Raw genomic sequence first — 17,697 nt, forward strand, 5'->3', positions numbered from 1 at the left:
TCATTCCGGCCAGTCGCCGGCGGCCTGAGCACATCGCTATGGGTTGCCGCCAGACATCGGCCGGCGGTTGTCCTGCCGCGTGGCCGGACGCCCGCGCCTGAATCTTTGCTGCCTGCCGCGCGCCGGCGGCCCGGCCACGCACCGATCTTCGTCTAAGCACCATGCAACTCACCAAGAAATTCGTCAAAGCCAAGAACCCCTGCGCGGGAGGCTACAAATGGTTCATCCGCGACCACAACGGACAGGGGGACTACCAGGCCGTGCTTGACGCATTGGTCGCAGACGGCCGAGTCAGCGACGCTTGCTGGCTGCTGGACCAGTTCGGCCCCACCGATGCGGTGCTGAAACTGGACGCCGTGGACGCGAACGCCATCGTCTTCGCCGGCACGCTGGAAGTGCGCATGGGCATCAACGTGGACTCGGTCGTGCGTGCCGGCCGCAGCATCATCACGGGCGGCGGCATCCGCGCGGGTGAAACCATCATGGCGGGCGAAAACATCACTGCGGCCGCCAATATCGCCAGCGGCGGCAACCTGCGCGCAGGCGGCGACATCATGGCCGACTGGGGCATCGAAGTCGCCACCCGCGTGGATTGTGGCGGTAACGTGCGCGCAAAATGGGACATCTGCGCGGGCCAGGACTTGGCCGTGACCGGCCACCTGCATGCCGGACAAGACGTGCAGACCCAAGGCGCCATCAAATGCGGCCAAGGCATCAAGACGGGCGGCGACGTGCGCGCCGAAAAGGAAATCAACGCGGGCAGCGGCATCCAGGCCGGTGGCGCGATTGACTGCGGCGAACACCTGGCATCAGGCTGGGGCATGATCGCAGGCGGCGACATCCGCGCCCAAGGTTCGATACGGGCCGGTGAAGGCGTGCAGGCCGACGGCCTGATCCAGGCGGGCGACGGCCACGGCGTGTACGCCGGCCTGAGCGTCCGGCTGGACGCCTGGTCCGTGTGCGCACGCGTGGTGGCGCAAAGCCGCCCCGCCCAATTGGTCAGCGGGCACTGGGCGGGACGGGACGCGGCAGACGCGCGGGATAGGCAAGACGCCGCGGACGAACTGGACAGCCCCCACGACCCGCAGAGCCAGCACTACCCGCAGGGCCAGCACAAAGACCCTGCCGGCCCGCCGCCCGCCAGCGCTAACCGCCCCGCGTGGCCGATGAACGCGACGCCCGCGTTGGCGTGATGGCGGCTGCCGGGTGGCGCAGCACCAGCATCAACCCCAACAGGATCGCGCCCATGCCCGCCAGGCTCAGCACTGACAACCGGTTGCCCAGAATCAGGTAATCCAGCGCGGCGGTGCCGGCCGGCACCAGATAGAACAGGCTGGTGACGTTGACGAGGTTACCGGCCTGGATCATCCGGTAGAACAGCAGCGTCGCGCCCACCGAAATCACCAGTCCCATCCAGATCAGCGGCAGCACCAGCCCCACGCCCCATTCGGCGCGCAGGGGCTGGAACGGCGCGAACACCAGGCACAGCGCCAAGCTGACCACGTACTGCAAGGGCAGCACGTCCATCGGCGCCTGCTTCACGCGTTTTTGCAGCATGGCGCCCCCTGTCATGCTGAGCAAGGCCGCCAGCGCGAACGTCATACCGGCCACCGAAAACCGCGCCATGCCGATGCTTTGGAACACCACCATCACCAGGCCCGACAACGCCAGCAACAAACCGGCCAGACGCGCGGGGGAGTACCGGCGTTCCATCACTGCCAAGGTCAGGATGGGTTGCGCACCCAGCAACGTCGCCAGCACGCCCGGCGTGATGCCGTGGTCCAGCGCCAGCAGATAGCAGATGGAGTAGCTGCCAATCAGCAGCAAGCCCGTCACCGCAACCGTCCAGCGTGTGCCGGGCGCCGGCAGCCAGCGTTTGCGCCACAGGCAGATCAGCGCCAGCGCGGCCAACGCCAGGATGAAGCGCAACAGCAAAAAGCCAAAGGCAGAGGCATGCGACAGCCCCCATTTCGCGAAGATGGCGCCGCCGCTCCACAGCAGCACGAACAAGGCCGTGGAGCCGTAGGCCGTCCACGAAGATCGATTCAAAGACATGAGGTTTCACCTGTCAGGGTAAAAGCACAGGCTCCAGCCCCCTGCATGGCGATGCGCCAAGCGGGCCGCGCACGGATCAGCTGCGCACGGCGAGCGCCAAAGGCGTCAGCGCATCATGCGACCGATAGTGCGGATAACTGAAAGGGCTGGAGTCGGGAAGACGAACCGGCGTTTAGCCAGCTACGACCGCCGAAGGCGGATACGCGCCGGAGACCACGCCGGAAGGCGGATACGCGCCGGAAACCCCGCCGGAAGGCGGTGAGGCCGGAGGAGACCCAGGCGGCGAAAGCACCACCGAAGGGACTACCGCAGTGACAGGGGAAAAGACGACAGGGGACGCCATAACAGAAGGCAAGACCCGGGAAGAGAAGACCCTCGCGAAGACCCGCGCGCATGCAAAACCGCCGGCTGCGTGGGCAGCGGCGGTCGAGGCAAACAGGTTCGTGGCGGCGGGCATTTGCGTAGCGTAGCGACAGGCCAGAAACCCGTCAAGCCTCGCCGCCACGCTTGCCCTCACCCGCAGCCACGATTGCCCTCACCCGCAGCCACGCTTGCCCTCACCCGCCGATGCGCCGCTGCTCCACACCCATGTCCCGCCACGCATCGCCGTGGCAGGTGAACATCAGAATCTGATGGCGGGTGGCGGCGTCGAACAAGGCGCGCTTCATGAAGTCGCGCCGCGCGTCGTCCGTATGAACCAGCGCGTCGTCCAGCAGCAGCAAGGTGGGCCGCCCCGCTTCCTGCAACAGGTCGGCATAGGCGAAACGCGCAAGGATGCCCAGCTGCTCGCGCGTGCCGAAGCTCAGCGCATCAAGCAGATCTTCGCCATCCCCGCGCCGCAACGCCGTGGGCAACAAGGCATCGTCCAGGCGCAGCGCGGCGTCGGGAAACAGCAAGGCCAGATAGTGATTCAAGCGGCGGGCCAGCGGCGCTTGCAGCCGTTGTGTTGCCGCCGCGCGCTTGTCGGTCAGCAGCTTAAGCAACAAGTCCAGCGCCGCCGCACGGCGCGACAACTCATCACGACGGCGCGTCAGGCGCTCGCAGTCGGCCGCAGCCTCGGACAAGCGTTCGCCCAAGCCTTGTGCGCCCGCCTGATCCAGCTTGCCTTGCAGTTGCAGGATCTCGCCGTGGCGCTTGTGCTGCGCCTCGCGTTCGATGCCGGCCGATTTTTCATAGCGCTGAACGTCCTGCTCCACCAATTCAGGCCGGTGTTCGGCAAGTGCCGTTTGCGCGTCGCGCACGCGGCGGTCAAGGTCATCGTGGCCGCTGCGCACCTCTGCCAGCCGGCCCGCGCGCGCCTGACGTTGCGAAGCGCGTTCAGCGGACTGCATGTCGGCGCCGCGTGCCGCCGCCTGCCCTTCCAGCAATTGCGCGCGCGCCATATCCGCATCAAGCGCGCGCTGCGCCGCCGCCAGCGACACTTCGGCCTGCGTGGCCACGGCTTCCGCTTCACGCAAGGCCTGCGTGGCGGCGGGCAAATCGTCGTTCCCGCCGTCGACCGCAGCAGGCAGTTTCGCCAAGCGCTCTTGCAATGGCACGCGGCGAGCCAGGGCGTCGTCGCGTTGGCCACGCAACACGTCCATACCCTTGGGCGCATGGATGGCCAGAGTATTACGCATGCCGGCCAGCTCACGCTGCAACGCCGTGTAGCGGGCGTGGCGCTGTTCGGCATCGGCCAGCGTCGCCACGCCCAAACGTTCCAGCAAGGCGGACCATGCCCGTTGCAGATCGTCCCGTTCGCGCTTGAGCGCCGGCAAGTCCTGGCCGCCCGGCTCGATGCGAAAGCGCCCCACGCCGGGCAGATCCAGCTCGGCAACCGACGTTAGCAATACCTGGTCGGCACCAGACAACGGCTTGCCATCCAGCGTGGCCTGCTGCCCGGCGTTCAATTCATACGACAAGCGCGTGGCGATGGCCTGCTGGCGCACTTGCAGATTGGCCAGCGCGCGTTCGGACTTGCGCAAGGCGTCGATATCGGCGTCGGCAATCTCAATACGCAGCGCTTCGGTCTTCAGCAGCGAGCCTTGTTCGATCAGCGCAGTGGCGGCTTTCAGCGCGTCGTCCAGGCGTTCGATTTCGGCGTTCAACTGCGCGAGCTGGCGCTCTACGTCGCGGCGGTCGGCCACCGCTTGTACGGCCGCCACCCGCAAGCGCGCCGCGTCGACCGCGGCGGCGTGCGTCTGGCGCTGCTGCTGCGCGCGCGCCACCGGTTCCTGCGCGGCGTCCACCCGCGCCCGCGCGGCTTGCGCTTCCTTCACCAGCGCCTGGTATTCGGATTCGTCTTGTTGATCGCGGCGCACCTGGTCCTGCAACAGGGCCAAGGTCTGGGCGGCTTGCGTCTGTTCCCGGCGCAGGCCTTCGAACGCCTCGCGCTCCTTGGCAAGCGTGGCCAAGCGGGCGCGCGCATCAGCCGCCTTGGCCTCGAATTCCTTCCAGGGTTCGGTGGCTTGCGCGCGCTCGTGGTCGCGGCGCAGCTCGGCCAAACGGTCCACGTCGGCATTCAACTGCGCCATGGCTGCGGCGCAGTCGTCACGCTCGGCCGTGGCGCGCGCCAAGGCGTCCTCGGCATCTTTGTAGATGCCCTTGGGGCGGCCATTGCGGGCATCCAGCAACGCGGCGCGCTCGGCCGATACGCGTTCATACAGGCGGTCGCCATCAGACGACGTGAGCTCGCCAGACAGCTGCGTCAGCGCATCGCGCAAATGCGTGCCCGCATAGCCCGCCGCCTCTTGCAGATTCTGGCCGTCGCCTTGCTGTATCCACAGCAGGCCAGGAATGCCGGCCAGGTCGGGCTTGCTCTGGCCGCGTCCGGGCAGCTCGAAGCCCAGCAACGCCGCCAAAGCATTTTCGGCTTCTTCCCCATCCAGGCGCTGCGCGCCGTCGTCGATCAGCAGCTCGCAGCGCGCGCGTGACAGAAATTGCTTCTTCAACACATAGTCGTGGCCCGCATGCGCGAACGACAGCTCAACGCTTGGCCGCGCGCCGGACTCGCCACGCGGCGCCAGGTCAGAGACCTTGCTGGTGCTGTAGCGTTCCAGGAACGCCGCGCGGATGGCGGTGGCGACGGTGCTCTTGCCGGCCTCGTTGGCGCCCACGAACAGGTTCAGCCCGTCTTGCAAGCCGTCCAGCACCAGGGGCTGACGGAACTTGCGGAATTCTTCCAATGCAATGCGCGAGAGCTTCATTTGGCGGCTCCCGAGACGCTATCGCGCTGAAACCGCAGCAGCAGCCGCAAGGCTTCGCTGGCGACGGCAGCCTGCTCGCCCTCGCCTTGCATCGCTTGCAGCTGCGCCGCCACGTCGCCCACATAACCACTGGCGCCCAGCTCGGCCAGGTCCGCCAGATCGGGTTCCAGGCGCAGCCCGGACAGGTCAGGCAACAAGGCGCGCGCCTGCGCCGCCGCCAAGTCCACCGCGCGCTGCAAGGTGTCCAGCGTTTCCATATTGGCGTGGCCTTGTACGTCCAGCCGCAACACGTCTTCGACACGCGTCTGCGCCAGCCGTTCAGCCAACGCGTGCGCGTCGCTGGGCAGGCTGATGGTTTCATCCCAGGCCGACCAGCGGTACTTGCCGGTCGCGACCCGTTCAACAACCGGCACCGCGCCCGGCGCATCGATGCGCACGTCCAGCACATAGCCGGGTTCGTTGCCGCGAAAGCGGTCTTGCTCGGGCGTGCCGGCATACCAGGTGTGCGCGTCGATGGACAGGCAACCGTGCCAGTCGCCCAGCGCCAGATAGTCCAGGCGCGCGCGCGTGGCGCGGTCAGGTGCGATGGGGTTGGTGGCGTCGATGGTGTCGGGCAGCCGGCCAGAAACGCTGCCGTGGGCCAGGCCCACGCGCACGCGCCCGGCGGCGGTGTCCAGCGTGTCGAACGCCTGGGTGACATCGTCGTAGGTGTGGCGTTGCGTCAGCGGTGCCGCCAGCACGGCCAGATTGATGGCGAGCAAGTCGACAACGCCAACGCGCAATGGCACATGCACGTTGGCGGGAATGCAGCCCAGCTGCATCGCGCGGCTCCAGACGCTGTCGGCCAAGGCCGCATCGTGGTTGCCCGCAATCATTACCCAGGGTCCGGCGTAGCCGGCCATGGCGGCGAACAGCCGGCGGATCGTGCGATCGGACACGCCTTGCGTGTCGAATACGTCACCCGCAACCAGCACCGCGTCCACGCCGCGCTCGGTGGCTAGCTGGGCGATGCGGCCGACGACGTCAAAGCGCGCCTCGGCCAGCATGGCGGCATCATCGGTTTCGAACTGGCCGTATTGACGGCCGATCTGCCAATCGGCGGTATGCAGAAAATGGGTCATCCGCCGATTTTGGCACAAGCAAACTCAAGCGCCCTTGCCTCCCCGCTCAAGCGCCCTTGCCGCCCAGCACCAGCGACGGCTCGGAGGCTGCACCGCGGTCGTAACGCGACAGGCTCAGGCCGTCGGTGCGAATCGCGGGGCGCTGGCCCATGACCTGATCAGCCACCAGCTTGCCCGAGCCACACGCCATGGTCCAACCCAGCGTGCCGTGGCCGGTGTTCAGGTACAGATTGCCGTAGCGGGTCGGGCCAACCACCGGCGTGCTGTCCGGCGTCATCGGGCGCAGGCCGGTCCAGAACTCGGCTTGCGCCACATGGCCGCTGTCGGGGAACAGGTCGTTGACGACCAGCTCCAGCGTCTTGCGGCGCGCGTCTTTCAGGCGCAGGTCAAAGCCCGACAACTCGGCCATGCCGCCCACGCGGATGCGCTCGTCGAAACGGGTTACGGCAATTTTGTAGGTCTCGTCCAGGATGGTCGAGACGGGCGCGGCGCTTTCGTCCTTCAGCGGGATGGTCAGCGAATAGCCCTTGACCGGGTACACCGGCAGGTCCAGGCCCAGCGGTTCCAGGAAGCCGCGCGTGTAGCTGCCAAAGGCCGCCACGTAGCGGTCGGCGGTCAGAACGTCGTTGCCCACGCGCACGCCGGTAATCTGGCCGCCTGCCGTGTTCAGGCCCGACACGGTCTGGTTGTAGCGGAAGTCCACCCCCATCGCCACGGCCATCTCGGCCAGCCGGGTCGTGAACAGGCGGCAGTCGCCCGTTTCGTCATTGGGCAGGCGCAGGCCGCCGGCCAGCTTGTGGATCGAACGCGCCAGCGCGGGTTCGGCCGTTACCAGACGGTTGCGGTCCAGCAGCTCATACGGCACGCCCACCTCTTCCAGCACCGCGATGTCTCGGCGGGCGGCTTCCATTTGGGAGTCGGTACGGAACAGCTGCAAGGTGCCGCGCGTACGCTCTTCATAATGGATGCCGGTGGACGTGCGCAGTTCGCGCAGGCAATCGCGGCTGTATTCGGCCAGGCGCAGCATGCGTTCTTTATTGACCGAATAGCGGTCAGCCGAGCAGTTGGCCAGCATCGCCGCCATCCATTTCAGCTGATACAGGCTGCCGTCCAGGCGGATCGCCAGCGGCGCATGCTTTTGAAACAGCCACTTGATCGCCTTCAGCGGAATGCCGGGCGCCGCCCAGGGCGTGGAATAGCCCGGCGATACCTGACCGGCGTTGGCGTAGCTGGTTTCCTGGGCGGCGGCGGGCTGGCGGTCAAGGACCGTAACCTTGGCGCCCTGGCGGGCCAGGTAATACGCGGTCGTGGTGCCGATAACGCCGCTACCTAGGACGATCACATGCATGATTCTTTCCGTATTTGGATTTGCTCAGTAATTTCGGTAGTCTATGGCCCTCGTCGCAGTGAAAAGCACTGATTATTTTGCTTTACCAGTGCTTTTTCTCGGGCGGCCCCTTTTTTCTGATCGCCAAAAGTGAAATGCGCGACCTCGATAGAATCGACCTGAAAATCCTGGATATCCTGCAGCGTGAAGGCCGCATTTCGGTAACGGAATTGGCCGAACGCGTAAGCCTGTCCGCCACGCCCTGCTCCGACCGCGTCAAACGGATGGAGCGCGAAGGCGTCATCACGGGTTACCATGCGCGCGTCAATCCGGCCGCGTTGGGCAAGAACCTGCTGGTCTTTCTGGAAATCAAGCTGTCGGCCAAATCGGGCGATGTCTTCGACAAGGTCAAGAAAGAGCTGCTGTATGTGCCGGAAGTCATGGAATGCCACCTGGTGTCGGGTGATTTCGACTACCTGGTCAAGGCCCGCCTGACGGAAATGAACGAATACCGCCGCCTTCTTGGCGAAATCCTCAAACGACTGCCAGCGTCCGCGGAATCCCGCAGCTACGTCGTGATGGAGGAAATCAAGGAAACGCTGTACCTGCCCGTGGACCGCTAGGTCCGACCCCAAATTCTTTAGTCCCGGTCTTTAGCCCCCCTTATGACTCGTCTCTACAAATACTTCTTCCGCGGCCTGATCACGGTGCTGCCGCTGGCGCTGACCATCTACCTGCTGTACATCTTCCTGGCCTGGACCGAGGCCGTGGCGCTGACGTTCCTGCGCCCCTTCATCGGCGGGTTCTACGTGCCGGGCATGGGGCTGGCGCTGGGCATCCTGGGCATTCTGGCCATTGGCTACCTGGTGTCCAAGCAGCGCGTGCAGCGCTTTTTGACCGTCGTGGAAATGCCCTTCACCAACCTGCCGGTGGTCAAGAGCATTTATTCGTCGCTGAAAAGTTTTGCGGACTACTTTTCGCCCAGCTCCAAGAACACGGCGCAACAGGTCGTGGTGCTGCGCATACCGGGCCAGCAGCTGGAATTGGTGGGCCTTGTCACCCGCCGCAGCATGGAAGGCCTGCCTGAAGGCTTCACGCAAGGCGACCGCGTGGCGGTTTACCTGCCGATGGGCTACATGATTGGCGGCTACACCGTCTTCGTGCCGCAAGACTGGGTGCAACCGATTCAGATGTCGGTGGAAGAAGCGATGCGTTCGTCGCTTATCGCCTGGATGGCGCGCGCCGAAAGCAACCACCGCCCGGCGGCGCCCGCAGCGCCGGACGAGCCGGACTCGGTCGCCCCAGACTTGGCTCCTTCTGCCTCGGCCCCTTCTGCCTCGGCCTCTTCTGATTTGCCGCCTTCTGATTTGCCGCCCGCGCCCCCCCGCAGCGGCGGCCCGGTCTGACCGGCTTTTTCATTCGTTTACGCGCAACCCATGCCTCTTATCGAATTCACGCTTGCCGACGGCAGCCCCTACATTGAAATCAACCAGCTCTTGAAAGCCACCGGCGTTTGCGACAGCGGCGGCGCGGGCAAGATGATGGTGGCCGACGGCCTGGTCAGCGTTGGCGGTGTCGTCGAAACGCGCAAGACCGCCAAAATCCGCGGCGGCCAGATCGTCACCTGCGGCGACGTGCGCATCGTGGTGCGCGCCGCCGACACCCCGCCGGCCGACGCCTGACCCCTTTCTGTTTCGTCTTTCCGTTCCACCTTCCCGACACCGCAACACCGCGAGCCCCCATGAAACTCAAGATGTCCCAGAACTCCATCTTCGCCGTCCTGCTGCGTTCGCCGTGGTGGATGAGCGCGGGCGTGGCCGTCGTGCTGTGCGTGGGCGGGTTTGCCGCCCTGCCCCTGGAGTTCGCGGCGATGGGCGTGTTCGCGGCGGTGCCGTTTGCGGTCATCTCCATCATGGCGGCCTACAAGCAATTGCGCGCGCCGTCCGGCACGCGCGTGCAGGCGGTGGCCGAGGCCGCCGCCGCCATGTCGTGGACGGAATTCGCGGCAACGGTCGAAGCCGGCTTCAAGCGCGACGGCTGTGAGGTCGAGCGCCTGCAATCGCCTGGCGCGGATTTCGCCTTGAGCAAAGACGGCCACGTGGCCATCGTCAGCGCCAAGCGCTGGAAAGCCGCCCGCGTCGGCGTGGAGCCGCTGCGCGAACTGCAAGCGGCGCGCGAAAAGCGCGGCGCGCGTGAAGCGATCTACATCGCGCTGGGCGATGTGTCGGACAACGCGTGGAGCTACGCCAAATCCCAAGGCGTGTCGCTGATGACGGCGCCGGAACTGACCAAGCTGCTGCGCGACTTGAAGGTCTGACGCTAACGGCGGGTCGCCCCCCGCGGGCTTAAACCACCATCACCGAACTGGCGGCAATCACGCGCCACTGACTCTGTTCGGCATCCGGCGCCCACGTCCGCATGAAGCGGAACGTGCCGTTGGCCGGCACGCCGTTATAGCTGCCGGTGATGCGGGCCTGCACGGACACCACCGCGCACGCCTCACGCACGGCGATATTCCATTCGGACAAGTCCAGGCCGTGGATCTTCAACAAGCCCGAACGATGCGCATCCAGATCGTCTTCGCGCGTGAACGTCCAGCCCATGTGATTCGTGAATATCAGCTCCGGGTCCAGCAGGCGCGAAAGCGCCGCAATGTCGGACGCCAGCATCGCCTGGCGCAGTTCCTCTTCCGCGGCCTGAATCCGCGCCGTGATTGTTTGGGTCATCATGCTTGCCTGATATCGGTATGTCGGGGGATTGGTCTGTCCGGGCGTCGATCAGTCGGCGCGTCAATCCATCGCCGGCATTCTATTCCGACACCAAGCGTCGTGCCTTGTTGCCAATGACTTGTACGGGGCAAGCGCGATTACGATTAAATGCGCATCCCGCTGCGTCACCGCAGTTCCTGATTATTCATTGAGACCCCCGCATGACCTACCGCATTCTTGCCGACCTGGTGCTTGTCTTGCATGGCCTGTTCGTTGCCTTCGTGGTGTTCGGCGGCCTGCTTGCGCTATGGAAGCCGCGCGCCGCGTACTGGCATCTGCCCGCGCTGGCCTGGGGCGCCATGGTCATCGGCATGGGCTGGATCTGCCCGCTGACGCCGTTGGAAGTGTCGCTGCGGCAGCAGGCGGGGCAGGAAGGCTATGCGGGCGGATTCATCGAGCATTATTTGCTGGGCATCATCTATCCGGAAGGCATCACGCGCACGTCGCAGATTGTGCTGGCCGCGCTGCTGATCTCGGGCAACCTGATCGTCTACACGCTGTGGGCGCGACGCCGCCGCCGTGACCGGTCCAGCACGCGTCTGGATGCCGCCACGAAATGAGCTTGCACGATATGGGCTCGCAGGAAATGGGTTCGCACGAAAACGCCGCCGCGAAATAAGCCGCCACATCGTCCGCCGCGCCCGCTGCTTTATCATGTCAGGCACCCGGCGCCACGCCGCACCACGGTCCCCCCCGCATGAGCTCCCACCCCGACACCCCCCAGATGATCCGCGCGTTTGATGCCGATGGCCGCGAGATTCTCGTCGCCCGCGAACAATGGCGCGACAACGTGCTGGTCGGCGCCATCCAGCAGAACTGGAACGATGCCGATCAATTGGCCGGCCTGATCATCCAGTCGTTGAATGATGGCTTCTTCGAGGAAATGGTCCGCCCCGCCGAACGGCTGATGGAACTGGACGCCAACCCCGAACGCGCGATCGTGCTGCAAGCCATCGTCTACATGAAGCTGGGCCGCCTGGACGACTGCGAACGCGTGCTGCTCGACTTCTGCGCGCAGCATGGCGAGACGGGCATCGTGCTGACGAATCTGGCCAAGGTCCACGCTGAGCGCGATGACGACGCCAAGACGCTCGACACGCTGTGGCGCGCGCTGCAACTTGACCCGAACCAGGACAACGGACTGGGCTGGTACGAGGCCATCCACCGCGACGTGGGCGGCGATGCGGCGGGCATCACCGCGATGCGCAAGGTTGCTGCGCTGCCTCACAGCTGGCGCGCGCAGCTGTGGCTTGCCCGCGGCGAATTGGGTTCGCACAACACGGCGGGCGCGCTCGCGCTGTATCGGGAATCGCTATCGCGCGCGGGGCAACCCATACCGGGCGACCTGCTGATGCAAATGAGCGGAGACCTCGGCAACGCCGGTTGCATTGCCGAGATCCTGGAACTGGCGGGCCCGCACTTTGTGGCCGAAGCGCACGGGCTGCCGGTTGGCAATAACCTGATCAAGGCGCACCTGCACCTGGGCCAGCGCGATGCCGCTACGCGCATCCTGACTCAGCTGCACGCCATGAACCGCCCAGATTGGAAAGAGCATCTGGCGTATTGGGACCGCGAGCTGGCGCAGTGATTTACAGCGCCCGCGCAATCACCAGGCGCTGAATATCGCTGGTGCCTTCGTAGATCTGGCACACGCGCACATCGCGGTAAATACGCTCCACCGGAAAGTCCTTCAGGTAGCCATAGCCGCCCAGCGTCTGGATCGCGGCCGAGCACACCTTCTCGGCCATTTCGGAAGCGAAGAGCTTGGCCATCGACGCCTCGGTCAAGGCCGGCCGGCCCGCTTCGCGCAGCGCCGCCGCATGCAGCACCATCTGACGCGCCGCGTGAATCTGCGTCGCCATGTCCGCCAGACGGAACGCCACCGCCTGATGCTCCATGATAGGTTTGCCAAAGGCCTGCCGGTCGCGCGCGTAGTCGCGAGCGCATTCAAATGCCGCGCGCGCCATGCCCACCGATTGCGACGCAATGCCGATGCGCCCGCCTTCAAGATTGCCCAAGGCGATCTTGTAGCCCTCGCCTTCTGCCCCCAGCCGGTAAGCGGCGGGAATGCGCATGTCTTCAAACGCGATCTGGCACGTGTCCGAGGCGTGCTGCCCCAGCTTATCTTCCACGCGCAGCACCTGATAGCCCGGCGTGTCGGTTGGCACGATGAAGGCGGAAATGCCGCGCTTGCCCGCGTCCGGGTCGGTCACGGCGAACACAATCACCGTCTGGCCGCTTTTGCCTGACGTGATGAACTGCTTGGCGCCGTTCAGGATGTAGTCGTCGCCATCGCGGCGCGCGCGCGTGCGCAGGCTGCTGGCGTCCGACCCGGCTTGCGGTTCCGTCAACGCGAAGCCGCCAATGTGTTCGCCGGTGGCCAACGGGCGCAGGAACTGGTCCTTCTGCGCATCGGTGCCGAACTTCAGGATAGGCATGCAGGCCACTGAGTTATGCACGCTCATGATGGTGGAACACGCGCCGTTACCGGCGGCAATTTCCTCCAGCGCCACCGCGTACGACACATAGCCGCTGGCGTTGCCGTCCCATTCTTCCGGCACCAACATGCCGAAGAACCCCAGCTGCGCCATCTCTTGAATGGCGTCGGCGGGATAGTGGTGGTCTCGGTCCCAGCGTTCGGAGTTAGGCGCCAGACGTTCCGTCGCGAAGCGGCGGGCCATTTCCTGAATGCTGAGCTGTTCTTCCGTCAACAACATGTTTTTGTCTCCTGAGATGCGAGAGCGGGCTGGCGCGGGATCGGCGCCGCCCGCTTTGTTTTGCACGGCCGCGGCGGGTTGGCGGACGTGGCACGGAATCGAGAATACACCGCCCGATGGTGCGCGCGACATCCCGGCATCCACCAATACAGAACAACATAAGTTGCGTGAATTCCAGGCTTCGATTTATCATGCAACTTACCAAGTGTCTTGATAACCGCTGAAGGAGATTTTCAGATGACCTACGACGCCATCATCGTGGGCGGCAGCTTTGCCGGCCTGTCCGCCGCCATGCAATTGGCTCGCGCCAGACGGCGCATTCTGTTGATCGACGGCGGTTTGCCGCGCAACCGGTACGCTGCGCATTCACACGGATTTCTGGGCCAGGACGGCAAGGCGCCGTATGAGATCGTGCGAGAAGCGCGTGAGCAGCTGGCGCAGTACCCCACCGTCAAGTTTCTGGATGGCCAGGCGGTCAAGGCGCGCGAAGACGCCGGCCTGTTGCGCGTGTCTATCGAAGACGGACAGGACGTTCAAGGCAAGCGCCTGATTCTGGCGACGGGCTTGCGTGACGAATTGCCGGCGCTTGCGAGCTTGCAGGAACGCTGGGGCCTGACTGTCTTGCACTGCCCCTACTGCCACGGCTATGAAGTCGCGGGCAGCCCGCTGGGCGTGATGGCGGCGCACCCGCTGTCGGCGCACCAGGCCATGCTGCTGCCGGATTGGGGCCCCACCACTTACTTCACGCAGGGCGAATTCGAACCGGATGCGGAGCAAGCCGCCCTGTTGGAAAAACGCGGCGTGCGCATCGAACGCACGCCCATTGTGGAATTGATGGGCACGGCCCCGGCGCTGGATGCGGTCAAACTTGCCGATGGGCGGCGCATGGCGATCCACGCGCTGTTTGTCGCCAGCAGGACGCACATGGCCAGCCCCTTGGCCATGCAGCTGGGCTGCGCATTCAATGACGGGCCGCTCGGGCCGTTGATCCGGGTGGATGAGCTGCGGCAAACATCAATTCCCAACGTCTATGCCGCAGGCGACGCCGCCATTCCGATGAGCAACGCCACACTCGCCAGCGCCTCGGGCGTCATGGCGGGCGTATGCGTGCACCGATCGCTGGTGATGGAATAGGAAATTGGGCAAAAACGAATTTGCCCTGGCGAATTAGGAGTCGGCAAATCGCGATTGGCGAGTCGCAAACAGGCGAATGGCCAACACGCCTTCGCTATAGATTCGCTTTGAAGAATTCAACGACTTTGGCGTTGAAGTCGTGATGGAAATGCGGGCGGTCGAACCCCGCAGCGTCCTGGCAGATGGCAGGCGACGACTGCGCCTGCTCGGGCGAGCACGGCGCCAGAAAAGCGAAATGCCCCGCACCTTGGGCCACCTGGAAATCCGGCGCGGCAGGCAGCGCCTGACGCACCGCTTCCACACGGGCGGGCATCACGCCATCACCGCCCTGCTCCGACGCCCACAACTGCACGGGAATCTTCACGGCTTTCAAGGCATCGCCCGGAAACGCGTTCAACGGGTCGGCAATCACCGCCGCCTTGATGCGTGCGTCTTGCACATAGGGCTGCTGCGGAATTTTTCCGCTGGCGATGTCACGGCACATCGGCAGCGTGGGCGCATCCTGGCACACGGCCAGCCCCGTCTGGAAATCCGGCTTGGCGCCCGCCAGCACCAGCCCGGTATAGCCGCCGCGCGAAAAGCCGAAGACGCCAATCTTCGTCGAGTCCACCTTCGCCTGCTGCGGCCACGCTGTCGTCATGTAGTCAAGCAAGCGCCGCATTTCACGAGGCCGCGTCGAGAAAATCGACAGATACCCCTGGCGCGACCGGTCTTGCGCGTTGTCGCCGACATGATTGATTGCCGCCACCACAAAGCCCGCGTTCGCCAGCGCGGCCGCGGTGTCGTGATGGCTCAGGAACGAGCCCGCCGAGCCGTGCGAGATCACGATCAACGGATGCCGGCCGTCCGGCACCGGGCAATTCAACACGCCGGGTATCGTCGCGGCGCCCACCTTGATATCCGTGACGGGCGTGGCGCACGGATACCAGATGGCGCCGGTCAGCCCGGGGCCATTCATGTCCATGGGAATGTTCAAGCGTTGAAAACCGGCGGCGTGCGACGACGCCATCGCCAAGCCAAAAACGGCGGCTGCACTGATACGGCCAAGAAGATGCGTGGACATGCTGAATGGAAATTCCGCGAAGAGGCAAAGCAGGAAAGCCGGCATTATCCCATCGCCGCCATCAGAAAAAGCCGGAATAAAAAAGGCGCTGCGTTGCCGCAGCGCCGGGTTGGGGATACCCGATTACCGATTACGGATCACGGATTACGGATTAGCGATACCCGATACCGGATACCGGTACCCGATACCCGATACCCGCTTACCGCACCTTGCCCTCCTTCCAAGCCGCCAGCAGCTTTTCATACGGAATGGTTTCGCCCTTGGGCTTTTCATTCGCCAGCTTCTTCCACGGCGCATGCTGGTCCGACAGCCACTTGCTGGGGTCGCTCTTGGCATTGAGCTTCGGCGCGCATTGCGCCATGCCGGCGCGCTCCAGGCGCGCCATTACCTGATCCATTTCATTGGCCAGGTTGTCCATGGCGGCCTGCGGGGTCTTTTCGCCCGTGACGGCGGTGGCTACGTTCTTCCACCACAGTTGCGCCAGCTTCGGGTAGTCGGGCACGTTGTTGCCGGTGGGCGTCCAGGCCACGCGCGCCGGGCTGCGGTAGAACTCGATCAGGCCGCCGTAGTTGGCCGCGTTCTTGGTGAAGAAGTCGCTATTGATGTCGCTGTCACGAATGAAGGTCAGCCCGGTAATGGACTTCTTCAACGACACCGATTTCGACGTGACGAACTGCGCGTACAGCCAGGCGGCAGCCATCTTGTCGGGGTTGGTGGACTTGAAGAACGTCCACGAGCCCACGTCCTGATAGCCGTTCTGCATGCCGTCCTTCCAGTACGGGCCGTAAGGCGACGGGGCCATGCGCCACTTCGGCGTGCCGTCATCGTTCACAACCGGCAGGCCCTTCTTGGTCATGTCGGCGGTGAATGCCGTGTACCAGAAGATCTGCTGCGCAATCTGCCCTTGGGCCGGCACGGGGCCAGACTCCGAGAACGTCATGCCCATCGCCTGCTGCGGCGCGTACTTCTTCATCCAGTCGATGTACTTGGTCAGGGCATAGACGGCGGCCGGGCTGTTGGTGGCGCCCCCGCGCGACACCGATGCGCCCACCGGCGTGCACTTGTCGTCGGCGACACGAATGCCCCATTCGTCTACCGGCATACCGTTGGGCAGGCCCTTGTCGGCGGCGCCGGCCATCGACAGCCACGCGTCGGTAAAGCGCCAGCCCAGCGACGGGTCTTTCTTGCCGTAGTCCATGTGGCCGTAGACCTTCTTGCCGTCGATCTCCTTGACGTCATTGGAGAAGAAGTCGGCAATGTCTTCATAGGCGGACCAGTTGGTTGGCACGCCCAGGTCGTAGCCGTACTTGGCCTTGAACTTGTCTTTCAGGTCCTGGCGGGCGAACCAGTCGGCGCGGAACCAGTAGACGTTGGCGAACTGCTGGTCGGGCAGCTGGTACAGCTTGCCGTCCGGCGCGGTGGTGAACTTGGTGCCGATGAAGTCCTTGATGTCCAGGTTGGGGTTGGTCCATTCCTTGCCCGCCCCGGCCATGTAGTCGGACAACGGCAGGATGGCGCCGTAGCGGTAGTGGGTGCCGATCAGATCCGAGTCCGAGATCCAGCCGTCGTAGATGGACTTGCCGGACTGCATGGACGTCTGCAACTTTTCAACGACGTCGCCTTCCTGGATGAGATCGTGGTTGACCTTGATGCCGGTGATTTCACTGAACGCCTTGGCCAGCGTCTTCGATTCGTACTCGTGCGTGGTGATGGTTTCCGACACCACACTAATTTCGTTGACGCCCTTGGCCTTCAGCTTGGCGGCGGCGTCCATGAACCATTTCATCTCGGCCATCTGCTGGTCTTTGGATAGCGTGGATGGCTGGAACTCAGCATCTACCCACTTCTTCGCTTCGGGCTCGCCCGCCCACGCCCCTGACGTTCCGATCAGGGCGATAGCGGCCGCCACGGCGTGCATGCGCATTTTCATGACCTGTCTCCTCGAATGTCCTTCCCCATCTTTTGCTGCGGACCGCTGGCCGGGGAAGATACGGGCCGTAGTCCTTCCTGATCCCCTTCAGCCTTTTCTCATGATGAAGGCCAGCAGCAACATGGACAGCACGAAGCTGATCCATACCGATGGCGGCTCGTCCAGCGAAAACCATTGCACCGCTTTCTGACCAAACCCCAGAAACGCCAGGTTGAGCCAGGCCGCGGCCATCAAGCCGATGAACAGCCGGTCGCCGCGCGTGGTGCGCAACGGCAGAAAGCCCTTGCGCTCAACCGTGGGCGACTTCAATTCCCAGACCGTCATGCCGATCAGCATCAGCACGATGCACGAAAAGAACACGGCGACGGGGGTAGTCCATACCATCCAGCTGAACATG

The 17,697-nt window shown here is 64.6% G+C and carries 17 protein-coding genes; 8 read left to right on the forward strand and 9 right to left on the reverse strand.

The window, feature by feature from the left end; all coding sequences use genetic code 11:
* The first annotated feature begins 161 nt into the window (after positions 1 to 161).
* Positions 162 to 1,193 carry a hypothetical protein gene (locus HV765_RS05530; protein ID WP_254600454.1) on the forward strand — a complete coding sequence of 344 codons (1,032 nt, stop codon included), beginning with the start codon at positions 162 to 164 and terminating at the stop codon, positions 1,191 to 1,193.
* Here HV765_RS05530 and HV765_RS05535 read toward each other — a convergent pair.
* The 4 genes from HV765_RS05535 to HV765_RS05550 all read right to left on the reverse strand — a co-directional run bounded on the left by HV765_RS05535 (position 1,147) and on the right by HV765_RS05550 (position 7,709).
* On the reverse strand, positions 1,147 to 2,055 hold the full coding sequence (locus tag HV765_RS05535; protein ID WP_175169049.1) for a DMT family transporter: 909 nt from the start codon (positions 2,053 to 2,055) through the stop codon (positions 1,147 to 1,149). The genes HV765_RS05530 and HV765_RS05535 overlap by 47 nt on opposite strands.
* Positions 2,056 to 2,612: 557 nt before the next feature.
* Positions 2,613 to 5,240: an AAA family ATPase gene (locus HV765_RS05540; RefSeq protein ID WP_175169050.1), complete on the reverse strand. Its 2,628-nt coding sequence runs from the start codon at positions 5,238 to 5,240 to the stop codon at positions 2,613 to 2,615.
* Entirely contained in the window at positions 5,237 to 6,361 is a 1,125-nt protein-coding gene (locus HV765_RS05545) for a metallophosphoesterase family protein (protein ID WP_175169051.1), read from the reverse strand. Before HV765_RS05545 ends, HV765_RS05540 begins: the two co-directional genes overlap by 4 nt.
* A 46-nt stretch (positions 6,362 to 6,407) precedes the next feature.
* Positions 6,408 to 7,709, reverse strand: coding sequence for a D-amino acid dehydrogenase (locus HV765_RS05550; protein ID WP_175169052.1), 1,302 nt, complete (start codon positions 7,707 to 7,709; stop codon positions 6,408 to 6,410).
* Between the two features lie 134 nt (positions 7,710 to 7,843).
* Between HV765_RS05550 and HV765_RS05555 the strand changes: the two genes are divergently transcribed.
* Genes HV765_RS05555 through HV765_RS05570 form a run of 4 tightly spaced genes read left to right on the forward strand, consistent with a single transcriptional unit; the run spans position 7,844 to position 10,005 of the window.
* Entirely contained in the window at positions 7,844 to 8,311 is a 468-nt protein-coding gene (locus tag HV765_RS05555; RefSeq protein WP_054422406.1) for a winged helix-turn-helix transcriptional regulator, read from the forward strand.
* A 42-nt stretch (positions 8,312 to 8,353) separates the two neighbouring features.
* Complete coding sequence (locus HV765_RS05560) at positions 8,354 to 9,094, forward strand: DUF502 domain-containing protein (RefSeq protein ID WP_254600455.1); 741 nt, start codon at positions 8,354 to 8,356, stop codon at positions 9,092 to 9,094.
* A 30-nt stretch (positions 9,095 to 9,124) separates the two neighbouring features.
* On the forward strand, positions 9,125 to 9,370 hold the full coding sequence (locus HV765_RS05565; RefSeq protein ID WP_175169053.1) for an RNA-binding S4 domain-containing protein: 246 nt from the start codon (positions 9,125 to 9,127) through the stop codon (positions 9,368 to 9,370).
* Between the two features lie 59 nt (positions 9,371 to 9,429).
* Entirely contained in the window at positions 9,430 to 10,005 is a 576-nt protein-coding gene (locus HV765_RS05570; protein WP_054421729.1) for a restriction endonuclease, read from the forward strand.
* A 28-nt stretch (positions 10,006 to 10,033) separates the two neighbouring features.
* Here the strand turns inward: HV765_RS05570 and HV765_RS05575 are convergent, their stop codons facing one another.
* Entirely contained in the window at positions 10,034 to 10,417 is a 384-nt protein-coding gene (locus HV765_RS05575) for a nuclear transport factor 2 family protein (protein WP_254600456.1), read from the reverse strand.
* A gap of 200 nt (positions 10,418 to 10,617) precedes the next feature.
* Between HV765_RS05575 and HV765_RS05580 the strand changes: the two genes are divergently transcribed.
* Together HV765_RS05580 and HV765_RS05585 are read left to right on the forward strand one after the other, a co-directional pair.
* Positions 10,618 to 11,016 (forward strand): DUF2784 domain-containing protein, encoded by a 399-nt coding sequence (locus HV765_RS05580; RefSeq protein ID WP_175169054.1) that lies wholly within the window; start codon positions 10,618 to 10,620, stop codon positions 11,014 to 11,016.
* A gap of 137 nt (positions 11,017 to 11,153) precedes the next feature.
* Positions 11,154 to 12,044 (forward strand): tetratricopeptide repeat protein, encoded by an 891-nt coding sequence (locus tag HV765_RS05585; protein ID WP_175169055.1) that lies wholly within the window; start codon positions 11,154 to 11,156, stop codon positions 12,042 to 12,044.
* 1 nt (position 12,045) lies between these two features.
* Here the strand turns inward: HV765_RS05585 and HV765_RS05590 are convergent, their stop codons facing one another.
* Positions 12,046 to 13,173, reverse strand: coding sequence for an acyl-CoA dehydrogenase family protein (locus tag HV765_RS05590; RefSeq protein ID WP_175169056.1), 1,128 nt, complete (start codon positions 13,171 to 13,173; stop codon positions 12,046 to 12,048).
* Positions 13,174 to 13,410: 237 nt separating this feature from the next.
* On the opposite strand from HV765_RS05590, the gene HV765_RS05595 reads away from it, so the two are divergent.
* On the forward strand, positions 13,411 to 14,307 hold the full coding sequence (locus HV765_RS05595; protein ID WP_175169057.1) for an NAD(P)/FAD-dependent oxidoreductase: 897 nt from the start codon (positions 13,411 to 13,413) through the stop codon (positions 14,305 to 14,307).
* A 94-nt stretch (positions 14,308 to 14,401) separates the two neighbouring features.
* Here HV765_RS05595 and HV765_RS05600 read toward each other — a convergent pair whose 3' ends face one another.
* The 3 genes from HV765_RS05600 to HV765_RS05610 all read right to left on the reverse strand — a co-directional run bounded on the left by HV765_RS05600 (position 14,402) and on the right by HV765_RS05610 (position 17,696).
* Entirely contained in the window at positions 14,402 to 15,370 is a 969-nt protein-coding gene (locus tag HV765_RS05600; RefSeq protein ID WP_254600457.1) for an alpha/beta hydrolase family protein, read from the reverse strand.
* A 199-nt stretch (positions 15,371 to 15,569) separates the two neighbouring features.
* On the reverse strand, positions 15,570 to 17,300 hold the full coding sequence (locus tag HV765_RS05605; protein ID WP_175169058.1) for an ABC transporter substrate-binding protein: 1,731 nt from the start codon (positions 17,298 to 17,300) through the stop codon (positions 15,570 to 15,572).
* A gap of 87 nt (positions 17,301 to 17,387) precedes the next feature.
* On the reverse strand, positions 17,388 to 17,696 hold the full coding sequence (locus HV765_RS05610) for a DUF2160 domain-containing protein (protein WP_175169059.1): 309 nt from the start codon (positions 17,694 to 17,696) through the stop codon (positions 17,388 to 17,390).
* Position 17,697: the final 1 nt, after the last annotated feature.

Source organism: Achromobacter kerstersii (assembly GCF_902859595.1).
Classification (GTDB): Bacteria; Pseudomonadota; Gammaproteobacteria; order Burkholderiales; family Burkholderiaceae_B; genus Achromobacter; species Achromobacter kerstersii.